Origin of the sequence: Streptococcus sp. HMSC10A01, assembly GCF_001807785.1 — a bacterium.
GTDB lineage: Bacteria > Bacillota > Bacilli > Lactobacillales > Streptococcaceae > Streptococcus > Streptococcus gordonii.
This window is the reverse complement of record NZ_KV790976.1, coordinates 1-17,154: the sequence shown is the minus strand read 5'-3', so window position 1 is coordinate 17,154 and position 17,154 is coordinate 1. Positions and strand designations below refer to the sequence as shown.

The window sequence follows — 17,154 nt, the reverse complement described above, 5'->3', positions numbered from 1 at the left end:
CAGGTTCGAATCCTGTCTTCCCGATTGTATTTAATTTGGGCTAAACTTATGGTTTAGTTTTTTATTTTTAAAAAAAGTCAATTGAAGTTTCTTCAATTGACTTTTTTCATAATAGATTTGTTTATTACATGATTGAGTATTCATCTGCTAACATAATCGTTTCTTTTCCATTATTATCTGTAATGTAGATAGTTCGAGGATAGAATGGATTGAATTTATATGTGAAATCGAAGGAGATCAGTGTATCAAGATGAGCTTCAGAAAATCGATAAGTTAGTTTTCCATTATTATTAAGAAGTTCGAATTGGATGAGATTTTCTAGTGGAAATGTATCTTTGAGGAAGTTATCAATAATGTACCAAAATGTATCAATGACTTCATCTGGTAAACTAGTAACTATTCCAAAACTAGCATATCGTCCTTTAGTGTTGGTAAATGCCATATTAACTGCTCCTTTCGTAAATTGTTTTCTTTATGATACTGAAAAATTGCTTAGATTGCAAGAAATTGCTTTTCATTTTTGGAAAACAAAAAGAGCGTGAGCTCTTTTGACAACTTTAGCGATTCTTTAGTTCTATATAGCGTTTGTACCAAATGTTAACATAAGCTTGCGAAAATGGTCCACGCTCTTGGTTGATCCAATCAACAAGAATTTTTACATTTTCCTTTAGAATATAATCTAAGTCATTTGAATAATTCATTTTTTTCTTATGGCGTTCGTATTCTTCTACATCTAGCAGGCGTTTTTCTCCGTCAGCAAAGACTTTTACATCTAGGTCGTAGTCAATGTATTTTAAAGCTTCACTATCGAGATAGTAGGGGCTGGCTAGATTGCAGTAATAAGATGTGCCATTTTCTCGAATCATTGCAATGATATTAAACCAATATTTCCTATGAAAATACACGATTGCTGGTTCACGAGTGACCCAGCGTCGTCCGTCACTCTCAGTAACAAGAGTATGGTCATTTACCCCAATAATCGCATTTTCTGTTGTTTTTAGTACCATGGTGTCGCGCCATGTACGGTGCAAGCTACCATCATGCTTATAACTTTGAATTGTAATAAAGTCGCCTTCTTTTGGAAGTCTCATTTTTTACCAACTTTCTACAATTTTTAAAGTTTATCACTAACTATTGTATCATATTTTCATGAATAATTCTAAGTTTTTCCCTAAAATTTTTAGAAATAGTCTCTCAGAGCGCTAGCGATGTCGGAGAAATCATAGCCTTTGCGAGCTAGAGCTTGGGTCAGACGCTGTTTTAAGTCATAGCCGTCGTACTTTTTTGAGTACTTGCGGTATTGCTTGTCTAACTCTTTATAGAGTAGCTCTTCTTGGTTCTCTTGGTCTTCTTTGATGTCCAAATGTTGATAGGCTTTTTGGGCTTGGCTATATGAAAAACCTTTGTTTATCAAGGATTGAAGAATTTTATCTTGTAGGGCCTTGCTGGGCAGTTTTCCCTGGTATTTTTTGAGAAGCTTTTCGGCAACCTTGTCTGTTAATTCAGTAAAATCAAACTGGCTCAATTCTTCTTCTATGATAGTGCTAGAAATTCCTTTTTGCGTGAGCTTTTGCTTGAGAACAAAAGCGCCTTTGTCACCAGTGAGAAGGTTGGATTGGATAAAAGAATTAGCATACTTTCTATCATTAATCCAATTATCTTTTTTTAGATTGTCCAAGACCTGGCTGATGGTTTTCGGTTGGATGTCGTGCTGCGTTAAGTAGTCTTTCACTTCCTTGACAGTTCTTTGCTTGAAGGAGAGATGGTAGAGGGCTAGATTTTTTCCGTAAGAAAATTGGGCATAGTCTTGAATTTCTTTTAGCTTCTGCTCTGTGATTTCCATTCCTTTGGACAGCATGAAGCGAACGATGGTGTCTTCTGTAATATAGAGCTTTTCACTGTCGTCCAACTCCAAGAGGTAGAGTCTTTTTTTCTTTTCGATTTTTGTGATTTTCATAGGGGATTTTGGTAAATTCCTTTCTTCTAGCTAAATGCTTCAAAGGCAGCTATCAAGCGTAGTTTATCGGTATCAACATCCTTCCTGCCATAGTAGTCAAGAAAGAGCTCTGCATATTGACGGTCAGATAAATTATAAGTAAGAGACCAGATGGCCCAGTAAAGGTCAATGTGGCGATCACTGAGGCCAGCGAGGCCAACGTCAATAAAGCAGGAGAAGGTTTCTGCGTCTTTCAGGATAAAATTAGGCAAGCAGGCATCTCCATGAATCAGGGCGTCCGTCGTCAATAGGTGTCCCTGTTCTTGGATAATCTGGTAGGCTTCCTCACGGCTTTGGATATGAAATTGAGGCAGCAAGGCTTTTTGATAAAAGCAGCCTTTCCGATAATTTTCCTCTGCTTGCTCTTTATAGTGTTGGAGGCGATGCTGGATTGGGAAATGCTGGGGTTGGAGGCTGTGAAGTCTTCTGAGTGTGACAGCCATCGTTTGGCAAAGTTCTTCTGGCTGTTGGAGAAAGGCGAGGGCGTCCTTGCCCTCGGCTTCTTTAGTCAGCAAGTAGTCTTTATCTGCTGTCAGGTAGTGAATGACAGACACACCGAGCCCTTGTTTTTCAAACCACTTGGCCAGTGTGGCCTCTTGTGCTAACTGGCCTTTTTGGTCGATTTTCAAATAATAGCCCGTATCAGCATAGAAAACACTGGCTGCAGAATGTGAGGAGCTGTCGTAAAAATTAGCTCCCTCTAGATAAGTTCGTATTTGCTCAGGGAAATGGTCTAGTGGAAGGGATATTTTTTTTGATTTCATACTTTTATTGTAACATATTCTCAACTAATGCGAGGCAGCGTGGTATAATAGAAGCATGAATGTGAAAGTGAAGCAAAGAATCCCTTTGAAAATTAAGAAAATGGGGATTAATGGGGAAGGAATTGGATTTTATAAGAAAACCCTGGTCTTTGTGCCAGGGGCTTTGAAGGGTGAGGAAGTCTACTGTCAGGTGACCAGGATTCAGCGTAATTTTATCGAGGCCAAGCTCTTGACAATTAACAAACGGTCGAAATTTCGGGTGGAGGCGCCTTGTGAGATTTATGATAGCTGCGGGGGCTGTCAAATTATGCACCTCCATTATGACAAGCAGTTGGAGTTTAAGGAGGATTTGCTGCGTCAGGCCTTGAAAAAATTTGCGCCAGCTGGCTATGAGAACTATGAGATTCGTCCGACCATTGGTATGCAGGAGCCGCTCTATTATCGGGCTAAGCTGCAGTTTCAGACTCGGAAGTTCAAGGATGAGGTCAAGGCTGGGCTCTATGCCCAGAATTCCCACTATCTGGTCTCGCTGAAAAACTGTCTGGTTCAGGACAAGGTGACTCAACAGATCATTAATAAGGTGGCTCGGCTTTTAGGCAAGTACAGGCTGCCTATTTATGATGAACGAAAGACTGCTGGAGTACGCACTGTCATGATTCGCAGAGCCAGAAAGACGGGGCAGGTGCAGATGATTTTTGTGACAGGCCGCAAACTGGACTTTTCTCCAGTCGTTCGAGACCTAGTGGCGGAATTTCCAGAGTTGGAAACAGTAGCGGTCAATTATCATACGAGCAAGTCCAGTGAGATTTATGGGGATAAGACAGAGATTATCTGGGGGGAAGAGGCTATCCAAGAAGGGGTGCTGGACTATGAATTCTCCCTGTCGCCTCGGGCTTTCTATCAGCTCAATCCTGAGCAGACAGAGGTGCTCTACGGGGAGGCGGTTAAGGCGCTTGATGTGACGAAAGAAGACCATTTGATTGATGCTTATTGCGGGGTTGGAACCATCGGCTTTGCCTTTGCTAAAAGAGTCAAGTCTCTGAGGGGCATGGACATCATCCCTGAGGCCATTGAAGACGCTAAACGCAATGCGAAACGCATGGGCTTTGACAATACACTCTACGAGGCTGGAACGGCAGAGGAGATTATTCCTCGCTGGTATACTGAGGGTTTTCGGGCGGATGCCTTGATTGTCGATCCGCCACGAACTGGTCTGGACGATAAGCTGCTGGAGACAATTGTCCGCTATGCACCTGAGAAGATGGTCTACGTTTCCTGCAATGTCTCAACTCTGGCTCGGGATTTAGTCAAGCTCTCTCAGGTCTACGATGTTCACTATATCCAGTCGGTTGATATGTTTCCGCATACCGCTCGGACCGAGGCAGTGGTGAAATTATCCAAGCGAGATAGCTCTCGTTCGAGTTAATCGTAAGCAGCTCGCAAGAGCTAACAAAATCATTCTAAAAAGGACTTAGTTTTCTTTAATACAGGGCTAAGTCTTTTCTTTTGTCAAAATTGCAATGGTTTTATAGGGATTCAGTCTTAGCCTAATCAATTAGTCAAAAAAAGAGAACACTCGTCAAGCGTTCTCTAATGATAATAGGTTATATTAGAATAATCCAAAGACTAGGACTGCAAGGACAGCACCAATGATTGGTCCGATAACTGGAATCCAAGCATAGCTCCAATCACCATCACCTTTATTTGGAATGGGAAGAAGACTGTGCATGATGCGAGGTCCTAAGTCACGAGCTGGATTGAGGGCATAGCCAGTTGTTCCACCAAGTGATAGTCCAATCCCGATAATCAATATTCCGACTGCAAAAGTGCCAATGCCTGCTTGTAGCTTATAAAGTCCAAGAGCGAAGATAGTCAGCACTAGAACAAAAGTTCCAAGGATTTCGCTAATCAGGTTAGAGAAGGTATCTTTGATAGCTGGGCCTGTGCTGAATGTACCCAAGACGTTAGCTGGATTTTCTTCAGAGAGATAGTGAGGTTTGAATTGTAGGAAGACAAGGAACTGTCCGACCATAGCACCTGCAAACTGAGCGAGGATGTAAGGAAGAACAGATGCCCATGGCAAATCACCTTTCAGAGCGACTCCGATAGTTAGGGCAGGGTTCAGATGGGCTGGGCCAAGGTTGCCAGATACAAAAGCAGCGATGGCAACAGCGATCCCCCATCCCATGGTAATCACAATCCAGCCTGAATTGTGACTCTTAGTTTTGGGAAGAACCACACCTGCAACTACACCATTACCCAAAAGGAGCAAGAGCAGTGTTCCTAAAAATTCGCCAAATATTTCTTTCATCATCTATGTTACTCCATTTAAAAGAAGGGGTGGTAGACAGTTCTTGGTCTACCGCCTCTTCTCGTATTTTCTATTTTTTTAATTCTTCTAAATCGTTATTTGCAAGGGCAGCTTGAACATCATTTCGATAAGCTGCTTTTTCATCTTCTGTCCAGTCGTAGAATCGTCCCATTTCATCCAGAACAGGCTCTACAATAGCGTCTAAACTATCTCGCATAAAGAGCATGTGATTTGTCCGGCGAAGCAGGAAGTCAACTGGGCTGAGTGCTAATTCATTACGCATAGCATAGTGCAGTGACAAGGTATCTGCCAGGCTGAGACCTGGTGCTTGCTCAATGCTGTGAGCGAGGGCATAGACTTTAGGAGCATTTGAACCGTAAAGGTTTGCAAGATAGAAGGCTTCTTTGCTGTCTAAGCCGCGTGAGACACCAAGTTGAGCAAAGGCTTCGATTTCGGAATTCACATTTGCTGGATTGAGCTCTCCACCTGAAACAGGGTAAGTCTTAGAGTTGATGAGCTTGAAGCTGCGGTCAAATTCTGCTCTGAGGATGTCAACGACACGCTCCATAGCACCTTCCGCCATCTTACGATAGTCTGTGATTTTACCGCCAGCAAGAGTCAAGAGACCATTGTTATCACGTTCCAGGCTGGAACCACGTGAAACTGCAGATGGGTCCAAGTGTTTTTCAGAAGTGCTGCTTTCGAGTTTGGTAACAGCCGCTTCGACATCCTCACGTGATTTTTCTTTAGCCAGGTAGCTTTCAACGGTCGCAATCAATGCATTGAAGCTTTCGTCGCTGATGGTACCGTTGTTTCCGCCATTGTAGTCAGAAGCACTGTTTCCTGCAATCAGAGGACGCAGACCTGCCCAGCTGCTTTCGATATCGTCAATTGTGATCTTTGCTTCTGGGAAGCGATTGTTGACAATGCCCAAGAGGTAATCTACATCTTCTTGTGTTACTTTTGGATGCTCCAGGTCACCAGTGTAGTCAGTGTCAGTCGTACCAAAGTAAGTCTTGTTTTCACGTGGAAGAACAAAGACCATCCGACCGTCTCCCAAGCCTGTATCAAAGTAGACTGGCTGAGAAACCTTAATCTTGCTAGAGTCAACTACCAAGTGAACACCCTTGGTTGGACGCATTTGAGAATATTGCTCACCATCATTTGACAGATTGCGAACCTTGTCGCTCCAAGGTCCAGTTGTGTTGATAACCAAACGAGCCTTGATTTCAAAGACTTCATCTGTCAAGAGGTCACGCGCAACAACGCCTGTAATCTTTCCAGCTTCATCAAAGAGGAAGCCTTCTGCCTTGACATGGTTGGCAATCAGGGCGCCGTCTTGGTTGGCACGTTTGATATTTTCAATTACGAGACGAGCGTCGTTGTTGCGGAAGTCAAGATAGACACCGCCACCGACTAAGCCTTCCTTCTTAAGTTCAGGTTCCCGTTCTAGGACTTCCTCCTTGCTTAAAACTTTGTTGGCAGCAGGAGTGTTGTTGACACCGGCCAAGAGGTCATAGAGGTCCATAGCCACTTTGAGGCGGAAGAGACTGAAAGTAGCGCCCTCTTCTTCATAAACAGGAAGTAGCATAGGATCTGGTTTTGGAATATGAGGGGCAATTTGCTGTACCACGGCACGCTCAGAAACTGTATCTGAGACCACTTCTACGTCAAATTGTTTGAGGTAACGAAGGCCACCATGGACCAATTTGGTAGAGCGGCTAGAAGTCCCTTCGGCAAAGTCCTGCATTTCAATCAGACCAGTCTCCAGGCCACTTGCAGCTGCTTGTAAGGCTACACCAGCACCGGTAATCCCCCCACCAATAATCAGGAGGTCCAAGGTGCGTTCCTGCAATTTTTTAATCGATAATTCACGTGTTTTCTTTGAAAATTCCATATTTACACACTTTCTAATTAAGTCGCGTTATTCTTTCAGTATTAGTCGTCGATTTCTGCAAAGACTTGAGTTGCTTTAACGGCTTTTTTCCATCCTTTGTAGAGCTGTTCCTTGCGAGATTCATTCATAGACGGCTCAAAGAGTTCTCCAGTTTCATTGAGAGTACGGAGTTCGTCTAAGTCTTTCCAGTAGCCTACTGACAGACCTGCCAAGAAGGCTGCACCGAGAGCAGTTGTTTCTAAGTTTTTAGCACGGGCAATATCGATTCCCAAAATGTCAGCCTGGAACTGCATGAGGAAGTTGTTCATAGCAGCACCGCCGTCGACTTTGAGGACTTGAATAGCAGTCTTGGCATCCACCTGCATGGTATCAATGATGTCGCGTACTTGGTAAGCGATGGATTGCAGAGTAGCCTTGATAAAGTCTTCCTTGCTGGTTCCGCGGGTCAAACCAAAGACAGATCCACGTGCATTTTGATCCCAGTAGGGAGCGCCCAGACCTGTAAAGGCAGGTACGACATAGACTTCGTCATTGTTGTGAGAATCTAGGGCATATTTTTCAGATTCTGGTGAATTTTCAACCATCCGAAGACCGTCGCGCAGCCATTGAATGGCACTTCCGGCAATGAAGATAGAACCTTCTAAAGCATAGTAAACCTTGCCGTTGATACCGTAGCCGATGGTTGTCAAGAGGTTGTTTTCAGACAGCTGCATCTCTTCACCGGTGTTCATGATGATGAAGGAACCAGTTCCGTAAGTGTTTTTGACCATACCAGGCTCAAAAGCTAACTGTCCAAAGAGAGCTGCCTGTTGGTCACCAGCCATACCAGAGATTGGAACTTCTCCACCGTAGAAATGGAATGGAGCAGTCTTGCCGTAGATTTCAGAGTTGGAACGAACTTCTGGAAGCATAGCTTTTGGAATGTTAAGGATTTCCAAAATCTCGTCGTCCCATTTGAGTTCCTTGATGTTATAGAGCATGGTACGGGCTGCATTTGAGTAGTCGGTCACATGAGCCGCACCGTCAGTCAATTTCCAAACCAGCCAGGTATCAATAGTACCAAAGAGCAATTCACCCTTTTCAGCTCTTTCTTGCGCTCCCTCTACATGATCCAAAATCCAGCGAACCTTGGTAGCAGAGAAGTAAGCATCGATGATCAAACCAGTCTTTTCATGGAATTTTTCTACGTAGCCTTGGCTTTTCAGCTGTTCAGCTAGAGGAGCTGTCTGACGAGATTGCCAAACGATAGCATTATAGATAGGAAGTCCCGTATTCTTATCCCAGACGACAGTTGTCTCACGCTGGTTGGTGATTCCGATGGCTTCAATTTGGTTAGGTTTTACTCCACTTTCGATGAAGGCACCGGCGATAACGGACTGCACAGAGTTCCAAATTTCATTGGCATTGTGCTCAACCCATCCAGCTTGAGGGAAAATCTGAGTAAATTCTTTTTGACTGGAGCTAACTTTTTCTCCTTTTTTGTTAAAGATGATGGCGCGGGAACTAGTTGTTCCTTGGTCAATGGCCATGATGTATTTTTCTTGTGACATGAACTGTCCTCCTAGTAAAAATCTTGAGGATGTTTCCTCTACAGTAACTAGTATATAAAATAAAACGCTTTCTTTTTCATCAACTTTTTTTAAATTTTAAAAAAATCTGAGGAGATTGTGCGAAAATCACAAAGAAACCTGGATTTCTCCAAGTTTCTCAATGAAATATCATGTTCCGAATTTTTGCTAAATCTTCCAAATCCAAGTCATTTTTTAAATAATAGACGGGAATCTGTTGGTTCTGATGGATGGGATTGTTTGTGATGATGAGATCGTAATTTTTGGTAAGGTCGTAGGATTCAATCGTAATAAAGCGATTGTACTCTAAGTACCGCCTTAAAATGGCCGTCATTCTGGGAACAACTATAAAGCTATCGGTCAAGTCCATGCCTATCTTGATGACTTGACCGTCATTTTCAGCAATGTACTCCATCAGCTGGAGCCATTCCCACAAAATCTTTTTATCCAGAGATGTTCCCTGCTGGAAAATAGGCAGTTTGCTAAAAATCGTGTCTGCCACTTGTCGATAATCGTATTCGCTCCATAAGTAAGGATGGCGCAATTCCAAGTCATACTTGTATTTGTCTTGCAAGAGATAGCCTTTGAAAAGAAAGACACTGGCGCAGAGCTGGCTTAGTTCGTAGGTCACTTGGTCTTCGATGTAGTCCCCTAGCAAGTTCTGGCCCTTCATCTCTTGAATCAGTTGCGTAATCAGACTGGCAATTTCACCGCCAAAGCCCAGAATATACTCCATGGTGTGTAAGGGTAGAACCCGATGGGAAAGCAGAAATGAAAAGAAAATCATCATTTCCCCGTCTTCCTGACTCAGAGTGATGTGCTGTCCAGCAAAGAAATCATTTGTCCTGCGATGCAAGCGCTGGTAGAAGATATTTTCAAAATAGCCCTGCATTTTCTGCTCAATGTCTTTGAATTGACAGGCATTGACTCTTAGGCGCTGTTGGGTGATATGTGCCCAAAGGGCCAAGTCCAATCTCTGGCCTTGAGAGAGCTGGGCTCCGCAGAGTTCTTCTAAGACGGCAACTTCCTGTTTTCTTTCAGATTTTTGAAGTTCCTTTTCCCAATCTTGGCTGGACCAGACCTTGCGAAAGAGGCAGAAATAAAAATAGCGGATCTGGTGTTCAGGCCCTTTCAGGCGGCCATTTTGGATAGATAGCTCAAACTCTGATAAAATCTGATTTAAACCGGATATATGACGGCCGAGTGTTGCTTCACTAATCATCAGCTCTTGGGCTAATTGATGGGCTAAAAACTGCTGATGGTAGAGCAGGTAGTCTAAAATCTGGTATTTGACAGCATTGTCCAAAAAGAGTCTGCGAATGTCCCGTCCCTTGGTATCTGGACCGACAGACAGACTGAGCGATTCGTCCTGAAGCTGGATGGATAAGGCTACATGATGGTCGCTAGCCTTGTCATTTATCAGGCTAATGTACTTGGTCAGGGTTGCTTTCGAGAAGCCTGTTTCAGACATGACGTCCTTCAAACTGGATGTAGAATGTTGCTGTAAATAAGACAGGACAATAAACTGCCCCGCCTCACTCTTTTCCATTAAGTCTGCTAAATACATACGAAAACCCTTTCAATTCACTAGTCTTAGCTTAACACAAAATAGGAAAAAGAAGAAACAATGTGCTTCAATTTTTCTTATCGTCGCCTGAGGCAATAATGGAAGGCAGAAGTCTGTCATCATGTCTATCTTAATTCGTTATTCAATTTCTTTTGAACAAGTATAAGAGGAGCAGACACTCCTGCTTTTTTGCTTTGAGTCTGATAGCTTTTTTATGGTATAATTGTAGAAAAATGACGATGAAGGAGCAGCTATGGATAATGTGATTGATTTGTCTATCCCGGTGGCAGAAGTGATTGAGAAGCATCCCGAGGTTTTGGATGTCTTGGTAGAATTAGGCTTTACGCCTCTGGCCAATCCAGTCATGCGTAATACAGTCGGGCGCGTGGTTTCTATCAAAAAAGGCGCTGGTATGAACGGCATTGACCTGAATAAAATCAAGCAAAGTCTGGAATTAAACGGCTATGAAGTGGTGGGGATTTAGGCATGGCTACTGAACGCATTGAAGTCCTCAAGTCTATCTTGCTGGACCTACATAACGGAGCTTCTGCAGAGTCTGTTCAGGAGCTTTTCAATGAGCATTTCGCTGGTGTGTCCGCTATAGAGATCAGCCTGATGGAGCATGAGCTGATGAACTCAGATACGGGAGTGACCTTCGAAGATGTCATGTCCCTCTGCAATGTCCATGCCAACCTCTTTAAAGGTGCCATTCAGAATGTAGAGGTGGCTGATACCGACCATCCAGGCCATCCTGTTCAGATCTTCAAGCAAGAAAATCTAGCTTTGAGGGCTGCCCTTATGCGGGTTCGCAGGCTCCTATCTACCTATGAAAGCACAGAAGATGAGGACCTTCTTCCAGAAATCCGCAAGGGACTCCAGCGCCAGCTGGGTTTGTTAGGGCAGTTTGATCTCCACTATCAGCGTAAGGAAGAGCTCATGTTCCCTATCATGGAGAGCTACGGCCACGATTCGCCACCCAAGGTCATGTGGGGGGTAGATGATCAGATTCGAGACCTTTTCCAAGAGGCTAAGACTGCTGCAGAGCAACTGCCAGATACTTCAATTGAAGAAGTCAAGGACAAGTTTGAGACCTTTGCGGCTGAGTTTGAAGCTATGATTTTCAAGGAAGAGTCTATCCTTCTCATGATACTCCTTGAGTCCTTTCATCAGGACGACTGGCTCAAGATTGCTGAGGAGAGCGATGCTTATGGCTATGCTATCATCAAGCCAACAGAGAAATGGATTCCTGCGCGGCACAAATTCTCGGAGGAGGAAGCTGGGAATGCTGCTGATGAAGGAAGCGAAGCGTCAGCCAGCACAGAACAGACTAGTGATGGCAGATTTCAGCAGGTCATTGATACGCCGGATGGTCAGGTCACTATTTCCTTTAAGCCCAAGGAAAAGAAGGAGCAAACCTTTAATCGGGACTCCCAGCAGACTTTTGGTCATGGCTACCTGTCGGTGGCGGAGGCCAATCTGATTTTGGACCATCTGCCCATGGAGATTACCTTTGTCAATAAGGACGATATTTTCCAGTATTATAATGACAGCGTGCTAGCGGATGAGATGATTTTCAAGCGGACGCCTTCCCAGATAGGGCGCAATGTTGAGCTCTGTCACCCGCCCAAGTTTTTGGACAAGGTGCGGCGGATTTTCAAGGCTTTGCGAGAGGGAGAGCGGGACAAGTTTGAGATGTGGTTCAAGTCGGAATCGCGGGGCAAGTTTGTCCATGTGACCTATGCGGCGGTGCGGGATGAGGCCGGTGAATTTCAAGGGGTGCTGGAGTATGTACAGGACATTCAGCCCTTCCGTGACATTGACAGTGATTTTTACCGAGATTTGGACTAGGTATTTGCAGTTAGAAAGTGAGAAAAATGAGCTTCGAACAGGAATTTTTACAAGACTTTGAAGCTTGGGTCAAGACCCAGGTAATGATTAACGAGATGGCCCTCAAGGAGAGCCAGGCGGTCTACGAGGCGGACCAGGACGAGCGGGCCAAGGAAGCGGCCATTCGCTATGAAAGTCGTCTTGATGCCTACCAGTTCCTTTTAGGGAAATTCGCCAACTATCAGGCGGGCAAAGCATTTCACGACCTGCCAGACGGACTTTTGGGTGAGAGAAATTATTGATTTTTCGCTGGAAAGGTGATAGAATAGGTTCATCAGAGGTGTTTTGAGTCAAGCATTTTACAGAAAGTGGCGGTGCTGAGAAGTCCACAATTGTGTCAAAACTGGTTGCTGATGGATGAAAATGAAATATTATTGTCTTTTTATTTTAAAGACTAAAGTTGCGGGCTCTGCCCGAAATTGGGTGGTACCGCGGATAAACACATTCGTCCCTGTCATGTAAATGGCAGGGACGATTTTTTGTAGAAAGCGAGGGAGAAGAATGACAAGAGCTGAGTTACCAGAACGGTTAGAAACGGAACGGCTAGTGTTACGAGTCCGCACCGTGGCTGATGCAGTGGATATCTTTGACTATGCCAGTCGGCCAGAAGTCTCCTACCCAGCAGGCTTTCCGCCCGTCAAAACCTTGGAAGATGAGATTTATTATCTGGAGCATATCCTTCCTGCGCGTAATCAAAAGGAAAATCTCCCAGCAGGCTACGGGATTGTTGTTAAAGGAACTGATAAAGTCATCGGCTCTGTTGATTTCAACCATCGCCACGAAGACGATGTGCTTGAGATTGGCTATATCTTGCACCCAGACTACTGGGGGCGAGGCTATGTTCCAGAAGCAGCGCGTGCCTTGATTGACCTAGCTTTTAAAGAATTGAATCTACATAAAATTGAATTGTCTTGCTTTGGCTATAATCTTCAAAGTCAACGAGTCGCTGAAAAATTAGGTTTTACCCTTGAAGCTCGCATCCGAGACCGCAAAGATGCCCAAGGTAATCGCTGTGACAGTCTGATATATGGATTGCTGAGGAGTGAGTGGGAGTTTAGTAATTAAAAGGAACTAATTATGGCAAAAAAAGAAGTAAATACTGATTTATGGGTTCATGAACTTTTGAAGGAAGCAGGAATTCGTGAATATTTTGATGCACAGGGAAGTAATGTTAAAGAGATTAATGAAGCTCTGAAAACTGCCTCGAAAAAAGGGACTGGAAATTCAGGTTTTCCAGAATATGTTGGAATTGTTAAAGATTTTTTAATTATTATTGAGGATAAACCTGGATTATCAAAACATATCAATTATACGGATGATGACTTAATTGCTGATGATATTAAATCAAATACAGACTATGCAGTTAACGGAGCGGTTTTTTATGCTAAGCATTTAGCAGATAAGGTTAGTTTAAAAAAAATTATTGCCGTAGGGATTAGTGGTAATGAAAAAAAACACCGCATTACTCCTGTTTTTGTAAATGAACGTGGTGAGTATTTTGAACTTGCAGACATTGAGACTTTGATTTCCTTTTCAATAGATAATATTGATGAATATTACGTAAAAGAGATTCTTCAAGAAGAAACCAATTTTGAAAAAGAAACAGCTGAGATTTTAAAAGATGCAGCGACTTTACATAATGATTTGAGAAATTACGGCAATATTGAAGAAAAAAACAAACCTCTAATTGTTTCAGGAATCCTGTTAGCATTGAGAGAAACGGAGCATGGAAACTTCTCTTTGGAAAGTTTAACTGGAGATACTGTAAAAACAGACGGGTCAAAGATATATACTGCCATCAAGTCTAATCTTCAGCGTGCTAATGTATCTCCCGAAGTAAAAAAAGATAAACTACTTAGTCAGTTTGCCATCATCAGAGACGATGTAAAAATTAATGAGAAGAATGCTAATCTAGGCAAAACACCTATCAAACACTTTACAGAATTTCTTTATAAGAGTATTTATCAAAGTTTAAGATATAACAGTTCTGCCGAAGATTATCTTGGTCGTTTCTACGGGGAATTTATGTCATACTCTGGAGGAGACGGTCAGAACTTAGGCATTGTCTTAACACCAAAACATATCACAGAACTATTTTGTGATTTAGTTGATTTAAAACCGACAGATAAGGTTTTTGATCCGACTTGTGGTACAGCAGGTTTCCTAATAGCTGCTATGCATGATATGTTAACAAAAGCAGAAAGTGATTATCAACGTGAGCAAATTCGTAAACATCAGCTCTTCGGGATCGAGGAGCAATCTTATATGTTTACAATTGCTACGACGAATATGATATTGCGGGGTGATGGGAAAAGTAACCTTGAAAACCAAGACTTTCTACGTCAAAATCCTAGTAAGCTTCAGTTAAAACAATGCAATGTTGGTATGATGAATCCGCCATATTCAATGGGTTCGAAAACTAATACTGAATTGTATGAAATTAACTTTACAGAACATCTGTTAAATTCTTTAGTTGAAGGAGCTAAGACTGTTGTTATTGTTCCTCAGTCCACCTTTACAGGGAAGACTAAGTTTGAAAAGGAAGCTAAACAAAACATTTTAAAACATCATACTTTAGAGGGGGTTATCACACTTAATAAGAATACCTTTTATGGAGTAGGAACAAATCCCTGTATTGCAGTATTTACAGCTGGTATACCACATCGTCCTGAAAAAGAATGCAAATTTATCAACTTTGAAAATGATGGTTTTGAAGTTTCTAAACATATCGGTCTGGTTGAAACAGCTACAGCTAAAGATAAAAAACAACACTTGCTTGATGTCTGGTTTGATCGTACGGAAGCAGAAACTAAGTTCTGTGTTCAAACAACGATTGAAGCTGATGACGAATGGCTTCACTCTTTCTATTACTTTAATGATGAAATTCCTTCTGAGGAAGATTTTCAAAAGACCATTGCAGATTATCTAACTTTTGAAGTCAATATGATTACTCATGGCCGTGGTTATCTTTTTGGAATAGAAGAGCAAGAAAATTACCAAGAAATTTCCGATATAGAGGAATTTCCGATGGCAGCGGAAAAAGGTGACGAGTATGAATGAAATTTCTAATTTTGTACTTTATACGACACCTAATGGTGATGTTAATTTAGATATTCTATTACAAGATGAAAATCTTTGGTTGACACAAAAAGGCATTTCTGAGTTGTTCGGAGTTTCTAAATCAACGGTTAGTCACCATTTATCAAATATTTATAGTGATGGCGAGTTAGATAAGCTGGCAACTGTTCGAAAATTTCGAACAGTTCAAAAAGAGGGGAGTAGAGCGGTTCAGCGGGAATTGGAGTATTACAATCTTGATGCCATTATATCAGTTGGTTATCGCGTCAATTCAACTAAGGCAACACAATTTCGAATTTGGGCAACGAATACCTTAAAAGAATTTATTATTAAGGGGTTCGTACTTGATGATGAGCGTCTTAAACAGGGACAAACGGTCTTTGGTCAAGATTACTTCCGTGAACTCTTAGAGCGAATTCGTTCCATTCGTGCCAGTGAACGCCGTATTTATCAGCAAATAACCGATATTTTTGCAGAATGCGCTATTGACTACGATAGAAATTCTGAAATCACTAAGAATTTCTATGCTATGGTGCAGAACAAGTTTCATTTTGCTATTACAGGTAATACTGCTGCTGAGATTATTTATCATAAGGCAGATGCTGACAAGAATCAAATGGGGTTAACGACTTGGAAGAATGCACCAGATGGCCGAGTACTGAAATCGGATGTAACAGTTGCTAAGAATTATTTGCAAGAAACCGAAATCCGTCAACTGGAGCGTACCGTAACCTCTTACTTTGACTATATTGAAGGTTTAGTTGAGCGACGCAATACCTTTACCATGCAATCTTTGGCAGAAAGTATTGACCGTTTCCTTTCTTTCAATGAATATGAAATTCTAGAAGGAAAAGGAACTATTTCTAAAAAACAGGCAGATGAGAAAGCTAGTCAAGAATATGAGAAGTTCAACCGCACCCAGAAAATCGTGTCGGATTTTGACAAGCAAATCAAACAACTAATGGCAGGTGATAAAGATGAGTAAGTTAAAATTGACGGATGTGGAGTGGGAGGGGTTTGATCTAATTGATATTTTTGATATAAAAGATGGTTATTATAATAAAAAGCCTCCTCTGGATAAAGATGGGACGATACCATTTTTAGGTGCTACTCAAAATAATAACGGAGTGACAGCCTTTTATAGAAAAGAAACTATTGAAAATTGGGATAAAGTTGGCAACTTATCTTCAAAAGATGTTCATCTAAGATTTTTTCCCGGAAATTGCTTAGCTGTTACAAACAATGGCTCAGTTGGACATATTTATTATCAGTTACAAATGTTTACCTGTAGCCATGATATAACTCCGCTTTATCTTAAAAATTTCGTGTTAACAAAAGAGTTGGCCCATTTCTTGATACCACTCCTTCAAAAAAGTGGAGAAAGCTTTGAATATGGTAAAAAATGGAGACCAAAGAGGATGAGAAAATCAAAACTCATGCTCCCTATCGATTTCCAAGGTCAGCCGAACTGGCAGTTCATGGAAGACTACATCAAGCAAGAACAGAAACAACAAGCTCAGAAAATCATTGATTATTATGAGCGTAAATTGGTTGAACTAGCTGGAGATGTGGTAGGACTAGACAAGGTAGAATGGAAAACATTTCGTTTCACTGAAGTTTTTCAAGAAATTCAAAGAGGAAAACGTCTGACAAAAGCTAATCATACAGATGGTCCTAAACCTTATATTTCCTCAACTTCCGAAAACAATGGTGTAGATGCCTTTATTGGAAATGAAACAGGGGTTCGGAAATTTGAAGATGTCCTCACTCTTGCCAATAGCGGAAGTGTCGGTTCCACTTTTTATCAGCAATTTGAGTTTGTGGCTAGTGATCACGTAACAGCTTTAAAGTCTGAAAATGCAGACAAATACGCATATCTATTTTTGTCCACCGTTGTTAAACGCTTAGAAGAAAAATATTCTTTTAACAGAGAGATTAACGACACCCGTATAAAAAGAGAAAAAGTCATTCTTCCAGCTGATAAAGAAGGTAACCCTAATTTCCAATATATGTCTGACTTTGTGAAAAAATTAGAACTGGATAAAGCCCAAGAAGTGCTCGAATATATATATATATATATATATAT

16 protein-coding genes are annotated in these 17,154 nt (G+C 41.9%); 8 read left to right on the top strand and 8 right to left on the bottom strand.

Going from position 1 to position 17,154, the window contains the following annotated elements; genetic code table 11:
• Positions 1-124: 124 nt before the first annotated feature.
• The 4 genes from HMPREF3108_RS06270 to HMPREF3108_RS06255 all read right to left on the bottom strand — a co-directional run bounded on the left by HMPREF3108_RS06270 (position 125) and on the right by HMPREF3108_RS06255 (position 2,760).
• Positions 125-442 (bottom strand): DUF960 domain-containing protein, encoded by a 318-nt coding sequence (locus HMPREF3108_RS06270; RefSeq protein ID WP_008809152.1) that lies wholly within the window; start codon positions 440-442, stop codon positions 125-127.
• Positions 443-557: 115 nt separating this feature from the next.
• Positions 558-1,091 (bottom strand): nucleoside tri-diphosphate phosphatase, encoded by a 534-nt coding sequence (locus tag HMPREF3108_RS06265; protein WP_012000105.1) that lies wholly within the window; start codon positions 1,089-1,091, stop codon positions 558-560.
• 89 nt (positions 1,092-1,180) lie between these two features.
• A complete protein-coding gene (recX, locus tag HMPREF3108_RS06260; protein WP_048778030.1) occupies positions 1,181-1,957 on the bottom strand; it encodes a recombination regulator RecX in 777 nt (258 codons plus the stop codon).
• 26 nt (positions 1,958-1,983) lie between these two features.
• Positions 1,984-2,760, bottom strand: coding sequence for an aminoglycoside 3'-phosphotransferase (locus tag HMPREF3108_RS06255; RefSeq protein WP_070493862.1), 777 nt, complete (start codon positions 2,758-2,760; stop codon positions 1,984-1,986).
• 55 nt (positions 2,761-2,815) lie between these two features.
• Here HMPREF3108_RS06255 and rlmD point away from each other — a divergent pair, with 55 nt between their 5' ends.
• Entirely contained in the window at positions 2,816-4,186 is a 1,371-nt protein-coding gene (gene rlmD / locus HMPREF3108_RS06250) for a 23S rRNA (uracil(1939)-C(5))-methyltransferase RlmD (RefSeq protein ID WP_070493859.1), read from the top strand.
• Positions 4,187-4,369: 183 nt separating this feature from the next.
• Here the strand turns inward: rlmD and HMPREF3108_RS06245 are convergent, their stop codons facing one another.
• The 4 genes from HMPREF3108_RS06245 to HMPREF3108_RS06230 form a co-directional block, all read right to left on the bottom strand.
• Positions 4,370-5,074 (bottom strand): MIP/aquaporin family protein, encoded by a 705-nt coding sequence (locus tag HMPREF3108_RS06245; RefSeq protein WP_048778023.1) that lies wholly within the window; start codon positions 5,072-5,074, stop codon positions 4,370-4,372.
• A gap of 67 nt (positions 5,075-5,141) precedes the next feature.
• A complete protein-coding gene (glpO, locus tag HMPREF3108_RS06240) occupies positions 5,142-6,968 on the bottom strand; it encodes a type 1 glycerol-3-phosphate oxidase (protein ID WP_070493856.1) in 1,827 nt (608 codons plus the stop codon).
• A 41-nt stretch (positions 6,969-7,009) separates the two neighbouring features.
• Positions 7,010-8,518 carry a glycerol kinase GlpK gene (glpK, locus tag HMPREF3108_RS06235; RefSeq protein WP_002896985.1) on the bottom strand — a complete coding sequence of 503 codons (1,509 nt, stop codon included), beginning with the start codon at positions 8,516-8,518 and terminating at the stop codon, positions 7,010-7,012.
• Positions 8,519-8,675: 157 nt separating this feature from the next.
• On the bottom strand, positions 8,676-10,103 hold the full coding sequence (locus HMPREF3108_RS06230) for an AcpB/EbpR/MafR family transcriptional regulator (RefSeq protein ID WP_070493852.1): 1,428 nt from the start codon (positions 10,101-10,103) through the stop codon (positions 8,676-8,678).
• 253 nt (positions 10,104-10,356) lie between these two features.
• Here HMPREF3108_RS06230 and HMPREF3108_RS06225 point away from each other — a divergent pair, with 253 nt between their 5' ends.
• The 7 genes from HMPREF3108_RS06225 to HMPREF3108_RS06195 all read left to right on the top strand — a co-directional run.
• A complete protein-coding gene (locus HMPREF3108_RS06225) occupies positions 10,357-10,587 on the top strand; it encodes a DUF1858 domain-containing protein (protein ID WP_070493849.1) in 231 nt (76 codons plus the stop codon).
• Between the two features lie 2 nt (positions 10,588-10,589).
• Complete coding sequence (locus tag HMPREF3108_RS06220; protein WP_070493846.1) at positions 10,590-11,951, top strand: DUF438 domain-containing protein; 1,362 nt, start codon at positions 10,590-10,592, stop codon at positions 11,949-11,951.
• Positions 11,952-11,977: 26 nt separating this feature from the next.
• The gene (locus tag HMPREF3108_RS06215; protein ID WP_048778009.1) at positions 11,978-12,232 is read left to right on the top strand and encodes a DUF1912 family protein; all 255 of its coding nucleotides are present in this window, start codon (positions 11,978-11,980) and stop codon (positions 12,230-12,232) included.
• A 259-nt stretch (positions 12,233-12,491) separates the two neighbouring features.
• Positions 12,492-13,055, top strand: a complete 564-nt coding sequence (locus tag HMPREF3108_RS06210) for a GNAT family N-acetyltransferase (RefSeq protein WP_048778006.1) — start codon at positions 12,492-12,494, stop codon at positions 13,053-13,055.
• A 12-nt stretch (positions 13,056-13,067) separates the two neighbouring features.
• A complete protein-coding gene (locus HMPREF3108_RS06205) occupies positions 13,068-15,050 on the top strand; it encodes an HsdM family class I SAM-dependent methyltransferase (RefSeq protein WP_048778003.1) in 1,983 nt (660 codons plus the stop codon).
• Positions 15,043-16,053: a virulence RhuM family protein gene (rhuM, locus tag HMPREF3108_RS06200; RefSeq protein WP_070493843.1), complete on the top strand. Its 1,011-nt coding sequence runs from the start codon at positions 15,043-15,045 to the stop codon at positions 16,051-16,053. The genes HMPREF3108_RS06205 and rhuM overlap by 8 nt, the downstream gene beginning before the upstream one ends.
• Positions 16,046-17,154, top strand: a 1,109-nt coding sequence (locus HMPREF3108_RS06195) for a restriction endonuclease subunit S (protein ID WP_070493840.1), incomplete at its 3' end; no start/stop codon positions are given. The genes rhuM and HMPREF3108_RS06195, both read left to right, overlap by 8 nt.